15 protein-coding genes are annotated in these 17,512 nt (G+C 62.8%); 10 read left to right on the top strand and 5 right to left on the bottom strand.

The window, feature by feature from the left end:
- Positions 1-24 precede the first annotated feature (24 nt).
- Both cydC and cydD read right to left on the bottom strand, forming a co-directional pair.
- A complete protein-coding gene (gene cydC / locus AruPA_RS09460) occupies positions 25-1,662 on the bottom strand; it encodes a thiol reductant ABC exporter subunit CydC (RefSeq protein ID WP_265636424.1) in 1,638 nt (545 codons plus the stop codon).
- Positions 1,662-3,347: a thiol reductant ABC exporter subunit CydD gene (gene cydD, locus AruPA_RS09455; protein WP_265636423.1), complete on the bottom strand. Its 1,686-nt coding sequence runs from the start codon at positions 3,345-3,347 to the stop codon at positions 1,662-1,664. The genes cydC and cydD overlap by 1 nt, the downstream gene beginning before the upstream one ends.
- Before the next feature lie 256 nt (positions 3,348-3,603).
- Between cydD and panC the strand changes: the two genes are divergently transcribed.
- The 10 genes from panC to AruPA_RS09405 all read left to right on the top strand — a co-directional run bounded on the left by panC (position 3,604) and on the right by AruPA_RS09405 (position 14,167).
- Entirely contained in the window at positions 3,604-4,440 is an 837-nt protein-coding gene (panC, locus tag AruPA_RS09450) for a pantoate--beta-alanine ligase (protein WP_265636422.1), read from the top strand.
- 134 nt (positions 4,441-4,574) lie between these two features.
- A complete protein-coding gene (locus AruPA_RS09445; RefSeq protein ID WP_265636421.1) occupies positions 4,575-5,495 on the top strand; it encodes an EAL domain-containing protein in 921 nt (306 codons plus the stop codon).
- A 198-nt stretch (positions 5,496-5,693) separates the two neighbouring features.
- A complete protein-coding gene (locus tag AruPA_RS09440) occupies positions 5,694-5,987 on the top strand; it encodes a DUF3253 domain-containing protein (protein WP_265636420.1) in 294 nt (97 codons plus the stop codon).
- The gene (locus AruPA_RS09435) at positions 5,984-6,475 is read left to right on the top strand and encodes a DUF1499 domain-containing protein (RefSeq protein ID WP_265636419.1); all 492 of its coding nucleotides are present in this window, start codon (positions 5,984-5,986) and stop codon (positions 6,473-6,475) included. The genes AruPA_RS09440 and AruPA_RS09435 overlap by 4 nt, the downstream gene beginning before the upstream one ends.
- Entirely contained in the window at positions 6,472-8,250 is a 1,779-nt protein-coding gene (locus tag AruPA_RS09430; protein ID WP_265636418.1) for an ABC transporter ATP-binding protein/permease, read from the top strand. Before AruPA_RS09435 ends, AruPA_RS09430 begins: the two co-directional genes overlap by 4 nt.
- The gene (locus AruPA_RS09425) at positions 8,247-9,197 is read left to right on the top strand and encodes a glycerophosphodiester phosphodiesterase (RefSeq protein ID WP_265636417.1); all 951 of its coding nucleotides are present in this window, start codon (positions 8,247-8,249) and stop codon (positions 9,195-9,197) included. Before AruPA_RS09430 ends, AruPA_RS09425 begins: the two co-directional genes overlap by 4 nt.
- Before the next feature lie 63 nt (positions 9,198-9,260).
- On the top strand, positions 9,261-9,824 hold the full coding sequence (locus AruPA_RS09420; protein WP_265636416.1) for a hypothetical protein: 564 nt from the start codon (positions 9,261-9,263) through the stop codon (positions 9,822-9,824).
- A 167-nt stretch (positions 9,825-9,991) separates the two neighbouring features.
- Entirely contained in the window at positions 9,992-11,038 is a 1,047-nt protein-coding gene (locus tag AruPA_RS09415; protein ID WP_265636414.1) for an HlyD family secretion protein, read from the top strand.
- Positions 11,035-12,600 carry a DHA2 family efflux MFS transporter permease subunit gene (locus tag AruPA_RS09410; protein WP_265636413.1) on the top strand — a complete coding sequence of 522 codons (1,566 nt, stop codon included), beginning with the start codon at positions 11,035-11,037 and terminating at the stop codon, positions 12,598-12,600. Before AruPA_RS09415 ends, AruPA_RS09410 begins: the two co-directional genes overlap by 4 nt.
- The gene (locus AruPA_RS09405; protein WP_265636412.1) at positions 12,590-14,167 is read left to right on the top strand and encodes an efflux transporter outer membrane subunit; all 1,578 of its coding nucleotides are present in this window, start codon (positions 12,590-12,592) and stop codon (positions 14,165-14,167) included. Before AruPA_RS09410 ends, AruPA_RS09405 begins: the two co-directional genes overlap by 11 nt.
- Positions 14,168-14,228: 61 nt before the next feature.
- Here the strand turns inward: AruPA_RS09405 and AruPA_RS09400 are convergent, their stop codons facing one another.
- The 3 genes from AruPA_RS09400 to AruPA_RS09390 form a co-directional block, all read right to left on the bottom strand.
- Positions 14,229-14,891, bottom strand: a complete 663-nt coding sequence (locus AruPA_RS09400; RefSeq protein ID WP_265636411.1) for a PEP-CTERM sorting domain-containing protein — start codon at positions 14,889-14,891, stop codon at positions 14,229-14,231.
- Positions 14,892-15,087: 196 nt separating this feature from the next.
- Positions 15,088-16,098 (bottom strand): LLM class flavin-dependent oxidoreductase, encoded by a 1,011-nt coding sequence (locus AruPA_RS09395; protein WP_265636489.1) that lies wholly within the window; start codon positions 16,096-16,098, stop codon positions 15,088-15,090.
- 55 nt (positions 16,099-16,153) lie between these two features.
- A complete protein-coding gene (locus AruPA_RS09390; RefSeq protein WP_265636410.1) occupies positions 16,154-17,383 on the bottom strand; it encodes an NADP-dependent isocitrate dehydrogenase in 1,230 nt (409 codons plus the stop codon).
- Between the last annotated feature and the right edge of the window lie 129 nt (positions 17,384-17,512).

Below are 17,512 nucleotides of genomic sequence, written 5' to 3'. Positions count from 1 at the left end.
CGCTACCCCTGCGCCGGGTTTGCCTCAACGCGTCGCCGCGGTCAGTCTGCCATTCTGCAGGCGAAACACCCGGTCGAGTTTCTCCACGCCGGTCAGGCGGTGGGTGATGAGCAGCAGGCTGCGACCGGCGAGGGTTTCGTTGATCGTGCTCATGAACGCCTGTTCGGTCTCGAGGTCGAGGCCGGCGCAAGGTTCGTCGAGGATCAGGATCGGAGCGGGGCTGAGGATGGCGCGGGCCAGCGCGAGCCGTCTGCCCTGGCCGCCGGAGAACTGACCACCGGCCTCGCCGACCCAGGCGTCGAGCTGGTCGGGTTGGGCGCGGACCGTATCGCCGATCCGCGCGGCATCGAGGGCCGCCCAGAGCATCGGCTCGTCGGCGTCGGGGCGGGCCAGCAGCAGATTGTTGCGGATGGTATCGGCGAACAGATGGGTCGCCTGCGACAGCCAGGTGATCCGGGCGTGGACATCCTGCGCGCGCAGGCGCGCGATATCGGTGCCACCGAGCCGGATTTCACCGGCTTCGGGCGCGGCGAGTTTCAGCGCCAGTGCGGCGAGGGTCGACTTGCCGGCGCCTGACGGGCCGAGCACCGCGATGCGCGCGCCGGCCGGGATTTGCAGCGAGAGGTCGTTGAATACCGCATTTCCATCGGCGGTCCAACGAAAACGGATATGATCGAAGGTGAGGCTGGTGGCGTTCGGCAGCACAGCCACGGTCGTGGGGTCGGCGACGCGCGGCGGGGTTTCGGCGGCGGCGATGACGCGCATCGCGGCCGCGGCGGCACGGCCGGCGATCACGCCGGCGCGCGGCATGCCGCCAACGGTTTCGAATGCCGCGATCAGAACGAAGGCGGCGATCACGATGGCGACCGGCTGGCTGCCATGGATCAGCAACACGATCAGCAGCGCGGTCTGGGTGGCGAAAAACGCTGCGGCCTGCATCGCACCGGACTGCGCGGCGAGGCTGCGTTCGGCGGCAAACAGGCGTGATTCCTGCGACTGGACATGCGCCAGCATCCGCCCTTCAGCACCGAATACCCTGATTTCGCGCAGGCCCGCCAGCGTATCGAGCGTTGCGGTGCGCAGGGCACCACCGGCTTCTGCTTCCGCGGCGGCGGATGCGCTGGCCTGTCGCATCGCGCGGATCGGCAGCACGACGGCGGCTGTCAGGAACAGGGCCAGCACGATGATGGCGGCCGCGATGTCTTCCCGGCCGATCGCGACCAGCAGGATCGGTACGATCACTGCGGCGCTCAAGGCGGGGATCAGGATGCGCAGAAAAATGCCATCGAGCGCTTCGACGTCGTTGACCAGCCGCGCCAGGACATCGCCGGCGTTGCGAAAGCCGAGCCCGCCGCCGCCGCTGCGGGCGAGGTTGCGGAAGAACCAGATGCGGAGCGCAGCGAGCGCACGGAATGTGCCGTCATGCGTGATCAACCGTTCCAGATAGCGCAGTACGACGCGTAGGATGCCGATAATCGCGAGGGAGACTGGGACCGCCAGCGCAAGTCCGATGGCGTCCGCCCCGATCAGCTCGCCGGCACCAGCCATCAGCGCGATACCCGCGGCGAGCGAGGCGAGTGCGGTGATCGTGCCCAGGATCAGCATCGGCCGCTGGGCGCGCCAGAGGCCGATGATCCGCAGGATCGGCGCGATGTTCGGCATCAGGCGACGCCTTCGAGCCGGCTGCCGCGCATGGCGCCGAGGTCGAGCTTGCGGCCTGCGAATTCGTGGGCGAAGGCGGCGTGGCTCGCAAGGATGACGGTGCGGCCGATCGCAAGGCGTTTCAGACTATCAAGCACGTCGCGTTCGGTTGCCGGGTCGAGCTGCGCGGTCGGCTCATCCAGCAGCAGGAGTTTGGCGTCTTTCAGAAATGCCCGGGCGATGGCGATGCGCTGGGCCTGACCGCCGGAAAGACCGTAGCCGCCATCTCCGATGCGGGTGGCGAGGCCGAGGGGTAGCATGTCTGAAAAATCGGCAACGCGGGCGAGGCGGACGGCCTCTCGCAGGTCGGCATCGCTCGCTTCGGGACGACCGAGCCTGATGTTGTCCTCGATCGATCCGGCGAACAGGAAGGGTTTCTGGCCGATGATCGCGGTCATCCGCGCGAGGGCGGCAGGCACCAGGCTCTCGATCGGTGCACCGTTGATGGTGATGCGACCGGTTTGCGGGCGCGCGAAGCCGAGGAGTAATTCCAGGATGGTGGATTTGCCCGAGCCGGAGGGACCGACCAGCATCATGGTTTCATTGGCCGGCAGGCGGAAGCTCAGCCCGTGCAGCACGGGGCCGCGCGCTTCATCCCACGTGAACGATACGTCCTCGAACGCGATGCTGACGCCGGTGGCCGGCACCGTGCGGATCGCGGCAGGTGCCGGCAGGCTGGGTTGAGCCCGCGGCAGCGCGACGATGTCTTCCGCGGCGCTCTGGGCGGTCATCCGGTCCTGATAGACCGCCGAAAACGCGCGGATCGGCGCGAAGAACTCGGGCACCAGCAGGATGCAAAACAGCGCCGTAGGGGCCAGAGCGATATCGCCGGTGAGCAGCGGTCCTGCGAACCGGACCGCGATCAGCACCAGTGCTGCGGCGGCCAGCAGGTCGATCATGGTGGAGTTGAGAAAAGCGACGCGCAGGATACGCATGGTGCGCTGGCGCAGTTCATCGGCGGCGACACCGAGGGCCTCGGCCTCGGCATCGGCGCGGCCGGCGAGGACGATGGTGGCGATGCCGCGAATACGGTCGAGAAAGCGGGTCTGCAGCCGCGTCATCGCGCTGAACTGTTTGCGCGCTGCAATGCCGGTGCTGCGACCCGTAATCGCCATGGCGACCGGCACGAGCAGCGCGATGACCAGCAGGATCAAACCGCTGGGCCAGTCGGCGATGAGGGCAGCGAGGATGATCAGGCCTGGGCCGAGGGTAGCGAGGCTGGTTGCGGGAATCCAGCGGCTGTAAAGCCCGTCGAGCGCTTCGATCCGGTCGATCACGATGCCGGCAAGCTCGCCCGAATGGCGGTTGCGCAGCGCGGCGGGGCCGAGTGTCATGAGCGTGTCGAGTGTGGCGCTGCGCAGGCGGCGGCGTGCCGCTATGCCGAGGCGACTGGCCTGATGTTCCTGCACCACGATCAGCAGGGTTCGGATGAGCGCGGCAAGCGCGAAGCCGATCGCCGGCAGGATTAGCGCGCCGGTCGCGGCGTGGGTGATGGCGGCGTCGAGCAGGCTGGCGGCACACAGGGTTTGCAGAATGGCGAGCAGAACGCCCAGCACCGCGAGGGCGATAGTCGGCATGGCTCGTCGTCGGCCGTCTCTGATTTCGTTTTGAATCCAGAGTTTCGCGGGTGAAGCGCTGCCTGCCATGGACCAGACATATAAAGAATATCCGAAAACTCCAACAGGGGCGTCCAGCGACGCCGAACATTGTGATGGCTGGCCAATAATCTGTGATCAGGTCACGAATCTAACGAAAACATTACAAGAATATAGCAGAACCATTCATATAAGCAGAGAACAAATCAAGAAAAACTTTGGGCGTGATGGACGGCGGCGGCGGATTGGCCCAGAAACCGCTCGATCGAACGCCACCGACCCGTCACACAGCCTCAACGGAGGACCCATGGAGATCGCCCGCACTCCGGCGCAGCTGCGCGCCGCACGCGCAGCCTTTGCCGCTGCCGGCCGGCCGCGCCTTGCGCTGGTGCCAACCATGGGGGCGCTGCATGAAGGCCATTTGTCGCTGATCCGCGTCGCACGGGCGCATGGAGACGTGGTGGCCGCCTCGATTTTCGTCAATCCAACTCAATTCGCCCCCGGTGAGGATTTTGCCCGCTATCCGCGTGATGAGGCCGCGGACTGTGCGATGTTGGCCGCGGCAGGGTGCGATCTGGTCTGGCTGCCGGATGTCACCACAATGTATCCGCCAGGCGATGCCACGATCATCGATGTCGCCGGGCCGGCGCTGCTGTGGGAGGGTGTGGCACGACCCGGGCATTTTCGGGGGGTGGCGACCGTGGTGGCGAAATTGTTCGGCCAGGTAAGGCCGGATGCCGCATGTTTTGGCGAAAAGGACTGGCAGCAGGTGCAGGTGATCCGCCGCATGGTCGATGATCTGGGGCTACCGGTCGCTGTCGTTGCGGCACCAACCTGGCGGGAGGCGAACGGCCTCGCGATGTCGTCGCGCAACCGCTATCTGGCGGCGGCCGAACGCGCGGCGGCGCCGGCTTTGTTTGCGGCCCTGACCGGCACGCGGGATGCCATATGCGCCGGGGCGCCGGTCCGGCAGTGTGTCGCGGCAGGCGAGGCGGCGCTGGTGGCCGCTGGTTTCACCGTGGATTATCTTGCCCTGGTCGATGCGCAGACACTGGAACCACTGAGCGATCGCGTGGGTGCGGCACGGCTGATTGCTGCGGCGCGGTTGGGGACAACTCGATTGCTCGACAATATCGCGGTCTGAAAATCGGCGCCTGTCGCGGCAGTCGTGATTTTGTTGAGATTTTTGAGGCGTCGCTAACGTGATTTTTACTTCCTTGCGGCATCATCATGCTCACGATGGTCCAGGTTAGGCCCGACCAAGATGGAGCAAAGTGCGTGAGCGTAATCGATTCAGGCGGTTATCAGGAGTCCGACGCAATTGTGGCGGAGACGTCCAGTACGACGACGGATCGGCGAACCCGCGCCTCGTTGCGGCGCCTGGTCGCGGGGGAACAACGCAAACGGGCGATGCGGCTGACGGAAGCACTGCGCGACGATGCGTTTTGCTTGCGGTTCCTGCCCCGTCAACGCCTGGCAGCAGCGGGCCCCGCAGCGGTCGGCATCGGCGTCGCCGAGTCGGATCGGATCGAGGGGGCCGAATTATGGCTGGGGCTGCCCAACCGCCGGCGTGGACTGGTCTCGGTCACGCCGCTGCTGCGCGATTTGGATCGGCCGGTGTTGCGCGAAGACATGCTGCGTTTCACGCTGGATGCTGCTGCGGCCGAGGTCGCGATCTGGCCGGCGCATTGGCGCATCGCGGTGCCGGTACCCAGCCGGATTCTCGTGGATGGCGGGGTGTGCGACATCGTGCTGGGGGCGCTTGTGCAGGCCGGGGTCGGTGCCGAGCGGATCGATTTGCAAATCGATGAATCGGAACTGGTTGAGGGGGGTATGGCGCTGCATCATGCCATCGGCGCGTTGCGCGAACAGGGGATCGGCGTCAGCCTCGAAGGTTTCGGCGCGATTTTCGGCAGCCTCGCTTTGTTGCCGCGCCTGCCGCTGACTGGGCTCAAGCTCGATCGGCGATTGGCCCATGCGACCATGCCGGGCGATGCCGCCGATGAAACCATCCTGATCCGGGCTGCGGTGGAAATCGCGCATCGTCAGGGCGTGCTCGTCACAATCGACGGCGTTGAGACCGCGGCGGAAACCGAGCGCATCCGTGGGCTTGGAGTCGATCTTGTACAGGGACCGTGGATTGGTCCCGCGATGCCGGCGGAAGCCATTCGGGCACGGGCGCGCGTTTCGGGTTTGTGAGCATGACGGCGAGTCGGTATGACAGGGTGAGCCCTCTGTTTTTGTGAACAAAAAGAAGCGACAAACACTGCAATAATTTGGGCCTACACCCGATCAAATGCCCGAGCCCTGACGTCAGGAAGGTTTTTGCCTCTTTTTTCAAAAAAGAAGTGCTCCCCTTCCTTGCCCGACCAGCCGATCCGCGCCAGACGACCATCGATGATGATCCCACCCGATGCTGCAGCGATCGCCGCGATCCTTGACCTCGTGACGGCCCGTGGTCCCTTGAAATCGATCTGCCCGACCGAGGCTGCCCGTGCTTTGGCCGGCTCGGCCCATGATCGATCGACCGACCCCGAGGCATGGCGACGGTTTCTGCCGCAGGTGCGCGCGGCTGCGGTGCATCTTGCGCAAACCGGTCAGATCGACATTTTGCGCAAGGGCAAGAAAATCGCGCCGGACGCGATGCATGGCGTCGTGCGGTTCCGGCTTGCGACGAATCAGGAGGAATGACGATGGGTGTTGGGCTGTTGCCGCTGCTGTTGAGCCTGGTGTTTCCCGCCTGCGGCAAGGTGGGGGCGCAGGGCGTCGCACCGCCCGGCGTGGTCGATTTCAGCCAGCTGATCCTGCCGAAGACGCCGAATAAATCGTTGGCGGCGCCGGCCGGGTTCACCCCGAGTCCGGATATCGTTACACCGCATTACAAAGTCTCGCCCGCCGCTTTGTTCACGGTGGTCGAGCAGATTGCCGCTGCAGAGCCGCGGGTGTTCGTGCTCGACACCCATCCCGGGCATCTGCAGGCGGCCTGGGTCGCCCGTTCGGCACGGGCGAACTTTCCGGATGTGATCGAGGCCGCGGTGCAACCTGGTAGCGGGGGTGGAAGTGAACTGATCCTGTATTCCCACTCGATTTATGGCCAGTCCGATTTCGGCGTGAATAAAGCACGGTTGAAATCCTGGCTCGGCGCCATTGCGGCGAAGGTGGCCGGCGCGCAACAATGACATTTCTCCGCAATATCGGCCGTGCGATGGCGGACGCCTGGCGTCTCGCCAAGCCTTATTTCAAATCCGAAGAGAAATTTGTCGCGTGGGGTCTCCTGATAGCCATTGTCGCGCTCAATCTGGGATCGGTCTATCTGAACGTCGTTTATTCCTACTGGTATAAGATATTCTACAACGCGCTACAGGCAAAGGACGAACCCGCTTTCTGGGGCTCGATCTTCACCTATCGGTTTATCAAGGGCTATCCCTGGTTCGTGCCGGGGTTTGCCGAGATCGCGGTGTTCAACATCCTGGTGGGGGTCTATGCATTTTATTTGCAGCAGATGCTCGAGATCCGCTGGCGGCGCTGGATCACCGACAATTTCGTAAAGGACTGGTTGACGGGGCGCGCGCATTACCAGATCAGCCTGATGGCCGAAGCGGGCAGCCCGCTTGACAACCCCGACCAGCGTATTGCGGATGATCTGCGCAGTTTCGTGTCGAACAACCTGTCGCTCGGCATCAGTTTCATCGCCAATATCGTCAATCTGTTCAGTTTCATCTTCGTGCTGTGGTACCTGGTGCCGCCGCTGCATATTTTTGGCACGGTGATCCCCGGCTACCTGGTATGGACAGCGATCGTGTATTCGCTGATCGGCACCTATCTGACGCATGTGATCGGCTGGAAACTGATCCCGCTGAGTTTTCAGCAGCAGCAGGTCGACGCCGACTTCCGCTTCAATCTGATCCGCGTGCGCGAAAATACCGAACAGATTGCGCTATACGGCGGCGAGGCTGAGGAAACCATCGGATTAAAGCAGCGGTTCCATGCAATCTATCTGAACTGGTGGATGATCATGAAGCGCACCAAGGCGCTGAATTTCTTCACCATCGGTTTCGGCCAGGTCGCGATCATCTTTCCCCTCCTGATTGCTGCACCGGGTTATTTCGCGGGTATTTTCACGCTGGGTTTGTTGCTTCAGATCAATAACATTTTCGGCAACGTCCAGGGTTCGTTCTCATGGTTCGTCGGGGCCTACCCGCAGATTGTGGGATGGCGCGCCACGGTACAGCGACTCGACGGGTTCGAGCGGGCGGTGGTTGCGGCGCATGTTCAACAGAATGCCAGCCCCGGCGGTGAACCGGGCACCATGCTGCGCGCCGATGATCTGGCGATTGATCTGCCGGATGGGCGCAAATTGTTTGCCCAGTCGCATCTCGCGATCGCGCCCGGTGAGCCGCTGGCCATTACCGGCCCATCGGGGTCGGGCAAATCGACGCTGTTTCGCATGTTTGCGGGCATCTGGCCGTTCGGCAAGGGTCGTGTTTCGCGGCCGGTCGGCCGTTCGATGTTTCTACCGCAACGCCCGTATTTTCCGCTCGGCTCGCTCAAGCGTGCGGTTGCCTACCCATGCCAGGAATATGACGTGGCGGATCAGGATGTGCGGGCGGCGTTGGACGATGTCGGGCTGGGATCGCTCGCGGCACGGTTGGAGCAGGTCGATAACTGGACGCTGCGCCTGTCGGGCGGTGAACAGCAGCGCCTCGCGCTGGCCCGCGCCTTGATTGTGAAACCCGATTGGTTGTTCATGGATGAGGCGCTATCCGCGATCGACGAGGCGGCGATCGGGGGTCTGTTCGCGGTCTTGCGTGCCCGGTTGCCGGCCACGCAGATTATCTCGATCGCGCATCAAGACAGTGTGATCAGTCTGCACGCGCGGCGTGCCCGGCTGACCCGGGGCGCCGACGGTGCCATGGAGTTGATCACCGACGCCGAAAGGATTGCGGGCGAATGAAACGGATTGCGGTTTTCGGCCATCGCGGTGCGCGCGGCCTGGCACCGGAAAACACGATTGGCGGGTTTGCCGTCGCGCGCGCCTGCGGCGTGACGGGGGTTGAGTTCGATGTCGGCCTGACCGCCGATAATGTCGCCGTGGTGCATCACGATTCCAGACTGAACGCCGCAATCGCGCGGGATGCGGCGGGGCATTACGTCGGGGCGGATGCGCCGTTGTTGCGCGACCTCAGTCTCGCGGAACTCGCAGCCTATGACGTTGGCCGTTTGCGCGCCGGATCGGATTATGCTGCGCGTTATCCCGATCAGGTCCCTTGCGATGGCGCGGTAATTCCAAGCCTCACCGCAGGGCTCGCCGCGCTGCGGGGGCTCGATTTGTTGATCGAGGTCAAGACCGCGCCGGATCGGCCGGCTGATACCGCAACACCTGCCGCCATGGCGAATGCGGTGATCGAGGCCCTCCGCGCGGCGGATGCGATTGAACGGGCGGTGCTGTTCGCGTTCGACTGGCGGGTGCTGCGCGAAGCGTCGGTGATCGAGCCGACGCTCCGGCGCTGCTGCCTCACCGAACCCGATACCGTCGCTCAGGGCGGATTATGGCTCGATGGGGTGGAACTAAGCACATTCGACGGCAAGATAGTCCAGGCCGTCGCCGCGACGGGGGCTGCGTGCTGGGCGCCGTTTCATGCGAGCCTCGAGGAGGCCGATGTCCGTGAGGCTCAGTCGCTCGGCCTCCTTGTTCTGCCGTGGACGGTCAATGCGCCCGAGGCGCTTGATCGAATGATCGGGTTTGGTGTTGATGGGATAATCTCCGATTGGCCGGACCGCGCCCGGCTTGCCGTCGAGCACGCTGGCTGCCAGATTGCCGCGCCAGGGTTCATTGCAGGTGTAGGCCGCCTTGTCCCAGAAGTTGGCGCGCCGGGCGGCGTGGAACAGAAATTGCCGTAGTGCGGGCGCTTGCCAGCCGGCCTCATCGATCAGAATATCGATCGGTGCGAATAATTCATGCGCATGGGCAATGTTATGCGCGGCGAACTCGTCGAACTGGCGCGGTTTCAGCGCATAAAGCACCCGCATGTCGCGTACCGGCAGGGCTACAGTGACGTCCGGTTCGCAATCGAACAGGCCGATGGTGCGCCAGCGCGGTACATCGTCCTGTTCGGCGACCGGGCGTTTGAGCCACACAGCCGGACAGGAAATCAGCAGCGAATGCAGGCTTGGCGTGTAGCGGGACCGTTTATCGAGCAGATTCTGCAGACTGCCGCAGACTTCGATGGCGAAAATATCAACGAACGGGTCCGCCGCCGTGCCGCCGAACCAGAGCCACAGCCCGTCGGGAAAGGTGCGCATGCGTGCGGCACCGGGGATTTTCAGGGAAGGTGCATCATTTTCCGAAGCCGGTCCCGGCCGCGCTTTCAGCCAGACGCCATGACCCCGTGCGTCGGCGGCCTCGAGGCCGGGTGGGGTTTGCGGCCAGGCCCGGATGCGTTCGCGTACGAAGCCGTCGAGTGTCTGAAAACCCATCATTTTGATCCATTTCTAATCGAGCCAAGGTGGTTGTGCTACCTTAGGTAGTATTCTGTAAACGGTTCCGCTTGGCAAGGCGAATCCGCATGGTGCGCGGAACTTTATGAACAATCGTTCAGATAACGTTGATGAGTCGCGGAAATGTATCGCTCTTGTGTTATCGCGCCGCATCATGACGTATTGCCGCGCAGCAGACAGAAATGAGGTCGAACCCAATGGATGGCGTCAGTGAGCAAGCGGCGGCTGCGCGAGAGACCGTAACGCCGGCCGATGCGCCACAACGCGGGCGCAGCCGCCGCCCATTCCTGATCCTGGTGCTGGTGCTGCTCGTGTTGGTTGGCGCGGGGGGGATCTATTGGTTGCACGCGCGCAATTTCGCGACGACCAACGATGCCCAGGTCGATGGGCCGATCCATCGCATCGCCGCGCGTATTGCAGGGCAAGTCGAGGCCGTGCCGGTCCATCAGAACGAGCATGTCGAAAAGGGGCAGGTCCTGGTCGTGCTCGATTCCGGGACCGAACGCGTCGCGGTCGACCGCGCGCTAGCCACGCGCGCTCAGGCTGAAGCCGATGTCGGCATCAGGCGGGCGGATGTCGCGCAGGCGGCCGCGAATGTCGAGGTCGCTCAGGCCAATCTGCTCAAGGCGCGCCAGGATGCCGCGCGCTACCGCCGGGTGGACCCGCAGGCGATCACCAGAACCAATCTGGATGCCGCCAATGCCGCACTCCAGGCCGCGCAAGCCAAGGTCGACGCCGCGCAACAACAGGTCACCGGCGCCAAGGCGGGGCTGGTCGCCGCCCAGGCCGCGCTGCGGGCGGCGGACGTCGGGGTCGAGAACGCCAGATTGCAGATGGGCTACACCATTATTCGCGCGCCCGCTGCCGGGTTCATTGCCGAACGCACGGTGCGGACCGGTAATGTGGTTTCGCCCGGCAACGGTCTGATGGCGCTGGTGGGTGATCGCTACTGGGTGACCGCGAACTACAAGGAGACCGAACTGGGCCGGATCAGGCCGGGCCAGCATGTCCGGGTCTATCTCGACGCAGTGCCGGGCATCGGGTTTCATGCTGTGGTCACCAGCATCCAGCGCGGCACAGGCAGCGTGTTCTCGCTGCTGCCGGCGGAGAACGCGACGGGCAATTACGTCAAGATCGTCCAGCGCGTACCCGTCCGCATCAGGTTCGATGACAGGCGGTTGGCGCACTACGCGATTGCGCCCGGCATGTCTGCCGAACCGTATATCCGTGTGCGTGCCAAATGAGTTTTCTCTACGCGAGCGGGCCGGCTTTGCCGCGCTCGGCGGCCGGCGTTTACAACCCGTGGCTGATCGTTGCGATGATCGCGCTGGCACCCTTCATGGAAGTGCTGGATACCACCATAGCCAATGTCGCCCTGACCCATATCGCCGGCTCCCTTGCCGTTAGTCCGGAGGAGAGCACCTGGGTGCTGACGTCCTATCTGGTGTCGAACAGCATGATCCTGCCAATCACCGGCTGGCTCGCGGCGGTGCTGGGTCGCAAGCGCCTGTTTCTGATGTGTATTGCGTTGTTCACGGCGAGCTCTGTGTTCTGCGCGTTTTCGACCTCGCTGACCATGTTGATTGTCGCGCGGGTGTTACAGGGGCTGGGCGGTGGCGGCTTGCAACCGATCACGCAGTCGATGTTTGCCGATACGTTCCCGATCGAAAGACGCGCGCAGGTATTTGCGGTCTATGGCGTGGTGATCATCGTTGCGCCCGCCACGGGTCCGATTCTCGGTGGTTGGCTGACCGATCATCTGTCTTGGCACTGGGTGTTCCTGATCAACCTGCCGGTTGGACTGATCGCGTTCACGCTGATTGCGATTTTCGTCAACGAACCCGCCTTGCTGGTGCGCGAGCGCGCGGCGCGGCTGGCGGCCAAGCTGCGGTTCGACTGGTTCGGGCTTGTTCTGGTTGCCACCGGGTTCGGCGCGTTGCAGGTGTTTCTCGATAAATTCTCGCTCGATGACGGGTTTGGTTCGACCTTCATCTGTGAGTTGTTCGTGGTCTGGACTGTCTCGCTGGTCACGCTCGGAGTGTGGGAATGGGGGCACCCCGAGCCCGTTGTGAATGTGCGGATGTTCAAATACCGCAATTTCTCGATCTCCTGCATCATCATGTTCGTCATCGGTTTCATTTTGCTCAGCACCACGCAATTGTTGCCGCAACTGACGCAGACGCTGCTGGGCTATTCATCACAGACGTCGGGTTTCGCCCTGGCGCTCGGCGGGTTGGCGACCATCGGGCTGATGCCGGTGGCCGGCATTGTGACGGGGCGGTTCATTTCGGCCAAGGTGCTGCTGATCGGCGGGCTGGTGGAAACCGGCATCGCGCTGATGCTGCAATCGCATCTGGCGCCTGATGTATCGTTCTACACTATTTCGCTAGACCGCGTGCTGCAGGTGATCGCGCTGCCGTTCCTGTTCATTCCGATCTCGGCGCTATCCTATGTCGGTGTGCCGCCGGCACGCAACGGCGATGCCTCGGCCATCATCAATCAGGTGCGCAATATCGGCGGCAGTATCGGCATTTCCTACGTCACGACGACGCTCGCGATCCGTACGCAGTTTCATCATGCCAGGCTCGCCGATGCGATCACACCGTATGTCAGCCTGCACGGCCAGACACTTCCCCAGATCGCTGCTGCCGTGCAACATGAGGCAGCATTTATGAGCTATCTCGATTTGTTCCACATCCTCGGTCTGGTCGCGTTGCTGATCTGGCCGATTATTCTGTTGCTCGGCGCGCCCCCCAAGGCGGCCCGTGGCAAGGGGCCTGCGAAAGGAGTATCTTATGAGGTTTGATTCTGTGCGTCACCGGTTGCGATGGGGAACTGCCCTAGCGGCGGGGCTGTTCGCCGCATCGGCGCTCGGCGGCTGCGAGTTGGGGCCGAATTTCCATAATCCTCATCCCCATACTGCCGCATCATTCCTCGATGACCGGCCGGCGATCACCGCGCCCAACGGCGTCAGCCAGGGCAAGGTCGACCTCACGTGGTGGCGGAGCTTCGACGATCCCGCGCTGACCAGCCTGGAGACCGAGGCGATCCGGCAGAATCTGGACGTGCGGATCGCAACCCAGCGACTGGCCGAGGCCCAGGCGCAGGCGCAGATCGAAGGGGCGACGCTTTATCCAAACCTTAATTTCGCCGGCTCGTTCACGCGCGAAGGGCCGAGTAAAAAGGGCGTGTTCACCGCCCTCAGCGGTTCGGGGTCCAACACCAGCACGAGCACCAATGCCGGCTCGACCGCAGGTGGCTCGGCGAGTTCCATCGGCGGCGGCGGCATTCCCGGGTCGGCAATCCAGCCGTTCAACCTGTTCCAGTACGGGTTCTCCTCGGTGTTCGACTTCGACCTTTGGGGCAAGAACCGCAGGGCGGTCGAAGCCTCGCTCGCTGCCGTGCAGGCCTCGCGCGATGCGCGGCGTGCGGTGTTGCTCAATACCGAGGCCGAGGTCGCGCAGACATACATCAATCTGCGTGCCGAGCAGACCGTGCTGCGGATCACCAACGAAAATCTGAAGAGCGCCGATAATATCGCGGGCTTGACCGGTCAGCGCGCGCAGGCCGGCCTTGCCAATGCGCTCGATGTGGCAGATGCGCGGGCGCAGGCGGCCTCGATCCGGTCGAAACTGCCTGCGCTCGAAACCGCGATCGATGCGGATATCAATCAGTTGAGCCTGCTCCTGGGACGCGGCCCCGAGGCGTTGCGCGCCGAATTGATCACCGCCGCACCGGTGCCCGCGGTGCCGCCGGTGGTGCCGATCGGCCTGCCCGCCGCATTGTTGCAGCGCCGGCCGGACGTGCGTGAGGCTTCAGCCAAGTTGCATGAAGCGACCGCCGAAATCGGCGTCGCCAAGGCAGATTTCTTTCCGGATATCTCGCTGTCCGGCTCGGTCTCGCTGCAGGCACTGCAATTCTCGAACCTCAATCAATTGGCGGCGGTGACCTATGCGATCGGACCGCAGATTACGCTGCCGCTGTTCGAGGGAGGCAAACTGAACGGCCAGTTGCATCTGCGCACCGCCGAACAGAAGGCCGCAGCAATCGATTACGCGAAAACCGTGCTCACGGCGTTCCATCAGGTGGATAATGCCCTGACCGCGTATGATCAGGAGCAAAATACCTTGGCGGCGCTGCGGACCGATGTGGCGCAGAGCCATCGCGCCCTGGGTCTTGCGCAGGAGCGCTACCGCGAGGGTCTCGCCGATTACCTACAGGTGTTGACGGCGCAGCAAAACGAGCTGGCGGCGAGCCAGGCCGAGGCGGAGAGCCTGGCCCAGATTTCGACCGATCTGGTCAAGCTCTATCAGGCGTTGGGCGGCGGGTGGGAGCAAACCTACCCGGCGGCTCCGAAGTCTCAAAGCCGGTGAATCGAAAACGGCTCCGGAACATACCGGAGCCGTCGACGCACGATAAACCGTTTGGTCCAGGTCAGACCGACTTCCGGCGGCGGCGCACCACCAGTCCGAGACCGAGCAGTCCGGTTCCCAGCAACATGAGGCTGCCAGGTTCGGGTACGTTGACGCTCAGAACGGCAGGCAGACCGTTCGCCTCCACGTAGTAAAGGTCATAAGCACCGGCGGACGCCGGCGGCGCCAGGGTGCTAAGCGTCTGCGATGTCGGCGCGGAGGCGCTATTCGGCAACAGGTCGTTCGACGTGTTGCCGGCCGCATACAGGCTGACGCCGTCGTCATGAGTGATGCCGGTCACCGTGTTGGGACTGTTGAAGGATATCTTCATGAAGGTCGTATCGATAAATCCGCCGGTGCTCAGGTCTGTGGTGCTGAGCGTCGTTTCGCTCCCGATTGTGAAGTTCGTCAGCGTGCCGCCACCCGATTTAAAGAAATTGTCAATGGTGTTGGAAGTGGCGTTAAAGTTCAGAGCGCCGGTGTACGTGAAGACGGCGAGCGGTGTCGTAGTACCCAGCGGATTATTCGGCAAAGCCTGCTGGCTCGGGTCCGTTTCACTGCCAGGACCGGTCCCATGATAGATCGTTACCTGAAATGACCCGTCCAGGATCCCGGCGTTCGCGGTCCCCATACAGCCAAGTGCAGCCACGGCACCAGCTAACAATAATGTTCGAAATTTCGTCATTTTACTCTCCCAAAAACTGAGAAAGATGATCCCCCCACGGAGCCATCACGCATCCGTCTCGGTGCGCGTCATAGACCTTGCACAAAGCGTGCCAAATTTGCCGTCCAGCAATTTCAGGTACTTAATGCATCTCAAAAAGCGAGATGTAAAAGATTCCGACAAGCAATTCTAATGCTTCAATTTATAATTGTAGAGATCAAGCGGCAACGCACCGTTTGCGTGTGATAGCGATTTCGCTGACAATTTCATAACTACGACGCCGCGCGCCGTGATCGTGAATTTGTGCGGTAATCAATAGCTCGTCCGGCCCGAACTCGGTAATGAAACGGTCGAGGCCGGCACTGATCGTCGCCGGCGCGCCAACGATGGAGTGGACGAGCGCGTGATCGAGCTGGGCTTTCTCCATCGGCGACCAATTGTTCTGCATCGCAGCCGGAGCCGGCAGCTTGCCGGGGCGACCGCGGCGGAGGTTGATGAACGCCTGTTGCAGCGATGTGAACAGGTGGGCCGCCCGCGCATCGGTCTCGGCGGCGATCACATTCAGCCCCAGCATTGCGTAGGGCCGTGCCAGCTGCGCCGAGGGTTGAAACCGCGTGCGATAGATCTGCAGGGCAGGCAGAAGCAGGTCGGGCGCGAAATGCGACGCGAACGCGAACGGCAGGCCGAGGGCGGCTGCCAGTTCGGCACTGTAGGTCGATGAGCCGAGGAGCCAGATTGGCACATCGAGCCCGGCACCCGGCACCGCACGCACGGCCTGATCGGGCGGGGCAGGGCGGAAGTAGCTCTGCAATTCGATCACATCATCGGCAAACTTTGCTTCGCTGCCCGCCATGTCGCGCCGCAGGGCGCGCGCGGTGCGCTGGTCGGTGCCCGGCGCCCGGCCGAGGCCGAGATCGATCCGACCTGGATGGAGTGCGGCCAAAGTGCCGAACTGCTCGGCAATCACCAGGGGCGCATGGTTCGGCACCATGACGCCGCCCGAGCCAACGCGGATGGTGCTGGTCGCCGCCGCCACATGAGCGATGACCACCGCAGTGGCCGCGCTGGCAATGCCTGGCATGTTATGATGTTCGGCAAGCCAATACCGCTTGTAGCCAAGCCGCTCGGCGTGGCGGGCGAGGTCGGCGCTGTTGCGCAGTGCATCGCCCGCGGTGGAGTTTTCAGGAATAGGCGCCAGGTCGAGAACGGAAAATGGGATCGGACTCATGGGTGCTACATAGGCCAGAATCCGCCCCGCCGTCAGGCATAAAAATGTATAAGCCTCATGCCGCTTTGCGATGAACCATGGCCGCTTGTAGGTTTTCATCGAGTTTCGCAAGGAAATCCTGCGTGGTCATCCACGGTTGATCCTTGCTGATCAAGCTCGCCAGATCCTTCGTCATGAAACCGGCTTCGACGGTTTCGACGCAGACCCGCTCGAGCGTTTCGGCGAACTCCGTTACGTCCGGTGTTTCGTCGAACTTGCCCCGATAGGCGAGGCCGCGTGTCCATGCGAAAATACTGGCGATCGGGTTGGTGCTGGTCGGCCGACCTTTCTGGTGCTCGCGATAATGCCGCGTCACGGTGCCATGCGCGGCCTCGCTTTCGACCGTCTTGCCGTCCGGGCTCATCAGCACCGAGGTCATCAGGCCGAGGCTGCCGAACCCCTGCGCGACGATATCGCTCTGCACGTCGCCATCATAGTTCTTGCAGGCCCAGAGATAGCCTCCGTTCCATTTCAGTGCGGAAGCGACCATGTCATCGATCAGGCGGTGTTCATAGGTCAGGCCATGCTTGTCGAACTCGGCCTTGAATTCGGCATCGAAGATCTCCTGGAACACGTCCTTGAACATGCCGTCATAGGCTTTCAGAATCGTGTTCTTGGTCGAGAGGTAGACCGGATAGTTCCGCAGCAGGCCGTAGTTGAAGCTGGCGCGGGCGAAACCTTCGATCGAGGCCTTGGTGTTGTGCATGCCCATGGCGACGCCGGGACCTTTGAAATCATGCACGTCGAGGATCATCGGTTTGCCGCCGTCGGCAGGGATGTACGACAACTGCACCTTGCCTGCGCCGGGAATTTTGGTTTCCACCGCGCGGTATATGTCGCCGTAAGCGTGGCGGCCGATCACGATCGGCTCGGACCAATGCGGCACCAGACGCGGGACATTGCGGCAGATGATCGGCTCACGGAAAATCGTGCCGTCCAGAATGTTGCGGATCGTGCCGTTCGGGCTGCGCCACATCTGTTTCAGGCCGAATTCCGCCACGCGCGCCTCATCGGGGGTGATGGTGGCGCATTTCACCGCGACGCCGAATTCCTTGGTCGCGTGGGCGGATTCGACCGTCACCTTATCGTCGGTCGCGTCGCGATGCTCGATCCCAAGATCGTAATATTTCAGATCGATGTCGAGATAGGGAAGGATCAGCTTTTCCTTGATGAACCCCCAGATGATCCGGGTCATTTCATCACCGTCCATCTCGACGATTGGGTTCTTTACCTTGATCTTTGCCATGTCTCGCTCCTTGCCCGGCCCTGGGCCACCGATGGGATCATTCGATTGTGGTTCTCTATCACCGATTGAGTGGCGGGCAAGCCAGTGGACGGCAGATCAGGGGTGTTTTACCACAGGCGCAGATTTGGA

The sequence above is a fragment of the Acidiphilium sp. PA genome (assembly GCF_026191915.1).
Classification (GTDB): domain Bacteria; phylum Pseudomonadota; class Alphaproteobacteria; order Acetobacterales; family Acetobacteraceae; genus Acidiphilium.
This window is presented reverse-complemented; position numbering and strand designations above follow the sequence as displayed.

What these genes read in the sequence shown, in the direction of transcription:
- cydC (WP_265636424.1), bottom strand. Translation starts at nt 1,662, where the DNA reads ATGCCGAACATCGCGCCGATCCTGCGGATCATCGGCCTCTGGCGCGCC.
- cydD (WP_265636423.1), bottom strand. Translation starts at nt 3,347, where the DNA reads ATGGCAGGCAGCGCTTCACCCGCGAAACTCTGGATTCAAAACGAAATC.
- panC (WP_265636422.1), top strand. Translation starts at nt 3,604, where the DNA reads ATGGAGATCGCCCGCACTCCGGCGCAGCTGCGCGCCGCACGCGCAGCC.
- AruPA_RS09440 (WP_265636420.1), top strand. Translation starts at nt 5,694, where the DNA reads ATGATGATCCCACCCGATGCTGCAGCGATCGCCGCGATCCTTGACCTC.
- AruPA_RS09435 (WP_265636419.1), top strand. Translation starts at nt 5,984, where the DNA reads ATGACGATGGGTGTTGGGCTGTTGCCGCTGCTGTTGAGCCTGGTGTTT.
- AruPA_RS09430 (WP_265636418.1), top strand. Translation starts at nt 6,472, where the DNA reads ATGACATTTCTCCGCAATATCGGCCGTGCGATGGCGGACGCCTGGCGT.
- AruPA_RS09425 (WP_265636417.1), top strand. Translation starts at nt 8,247, where the DNA reads ATGAAACGGATTGCGGTTTTCGGCCATCGCGGTGCGCGCGGCCTGGCA.
- AruPA_RS09420 (WP_265636416.1), top strand. Translation starts at nt 9,261, where the DNA reads ATGGGCAATGTTATGCGCGGCGAACTCGTCGAACTGGCGCGGTTTCAG.
- AruPA_RS09415 (WP_265636414.1), top strand. Translation starts at nt 9,992, where the DNA reads ATGGATGGCGTCAGTGAGCAAGCGGCGGCTGCGCGAGAGACCGTAACG.
- AruPA_RS09410 (WP_265636413.1), top strand. Translation starts at nt 11,035, where the DNA reads ATGAGTTTTCTCTACGCGAGCGGGCCGGCTTTGCCGCGCTCGGCGGCC.
- AruPA_RS09405 (WP_265636412.1), top strand. Translation starts at nt 12,590, where the DNA reads ATGAGGTTTGATTCTGTGCGTCACCGGTTGCGATGGGGAACTGCCCTA.
- AruPA_RS09400 (WP_265636411.1), bottom strand. Translation starts at nt 14,891, where the DNA reads ATGACGAAATTTCGAACATTATTGTTAGCTGGTGCCGTGGCTGCACTT.
- AruPA_RS09395 (WP_265636489.1), bottom strand. Translation starts at nt 16,098, where the DNA reads ATGAGTCCGATCCCATTTTCCGTTCTCGACCTGGCGCCTATTCCTGAA.
- AruPA_RS09390 (WP_265636410.1), bottom strand. Translation starts at nt 17,383, where the DNA reads ATGGCAAAGATCAAGGTAAAGAACCCAATCGTCGAGATGGACGGTGAT.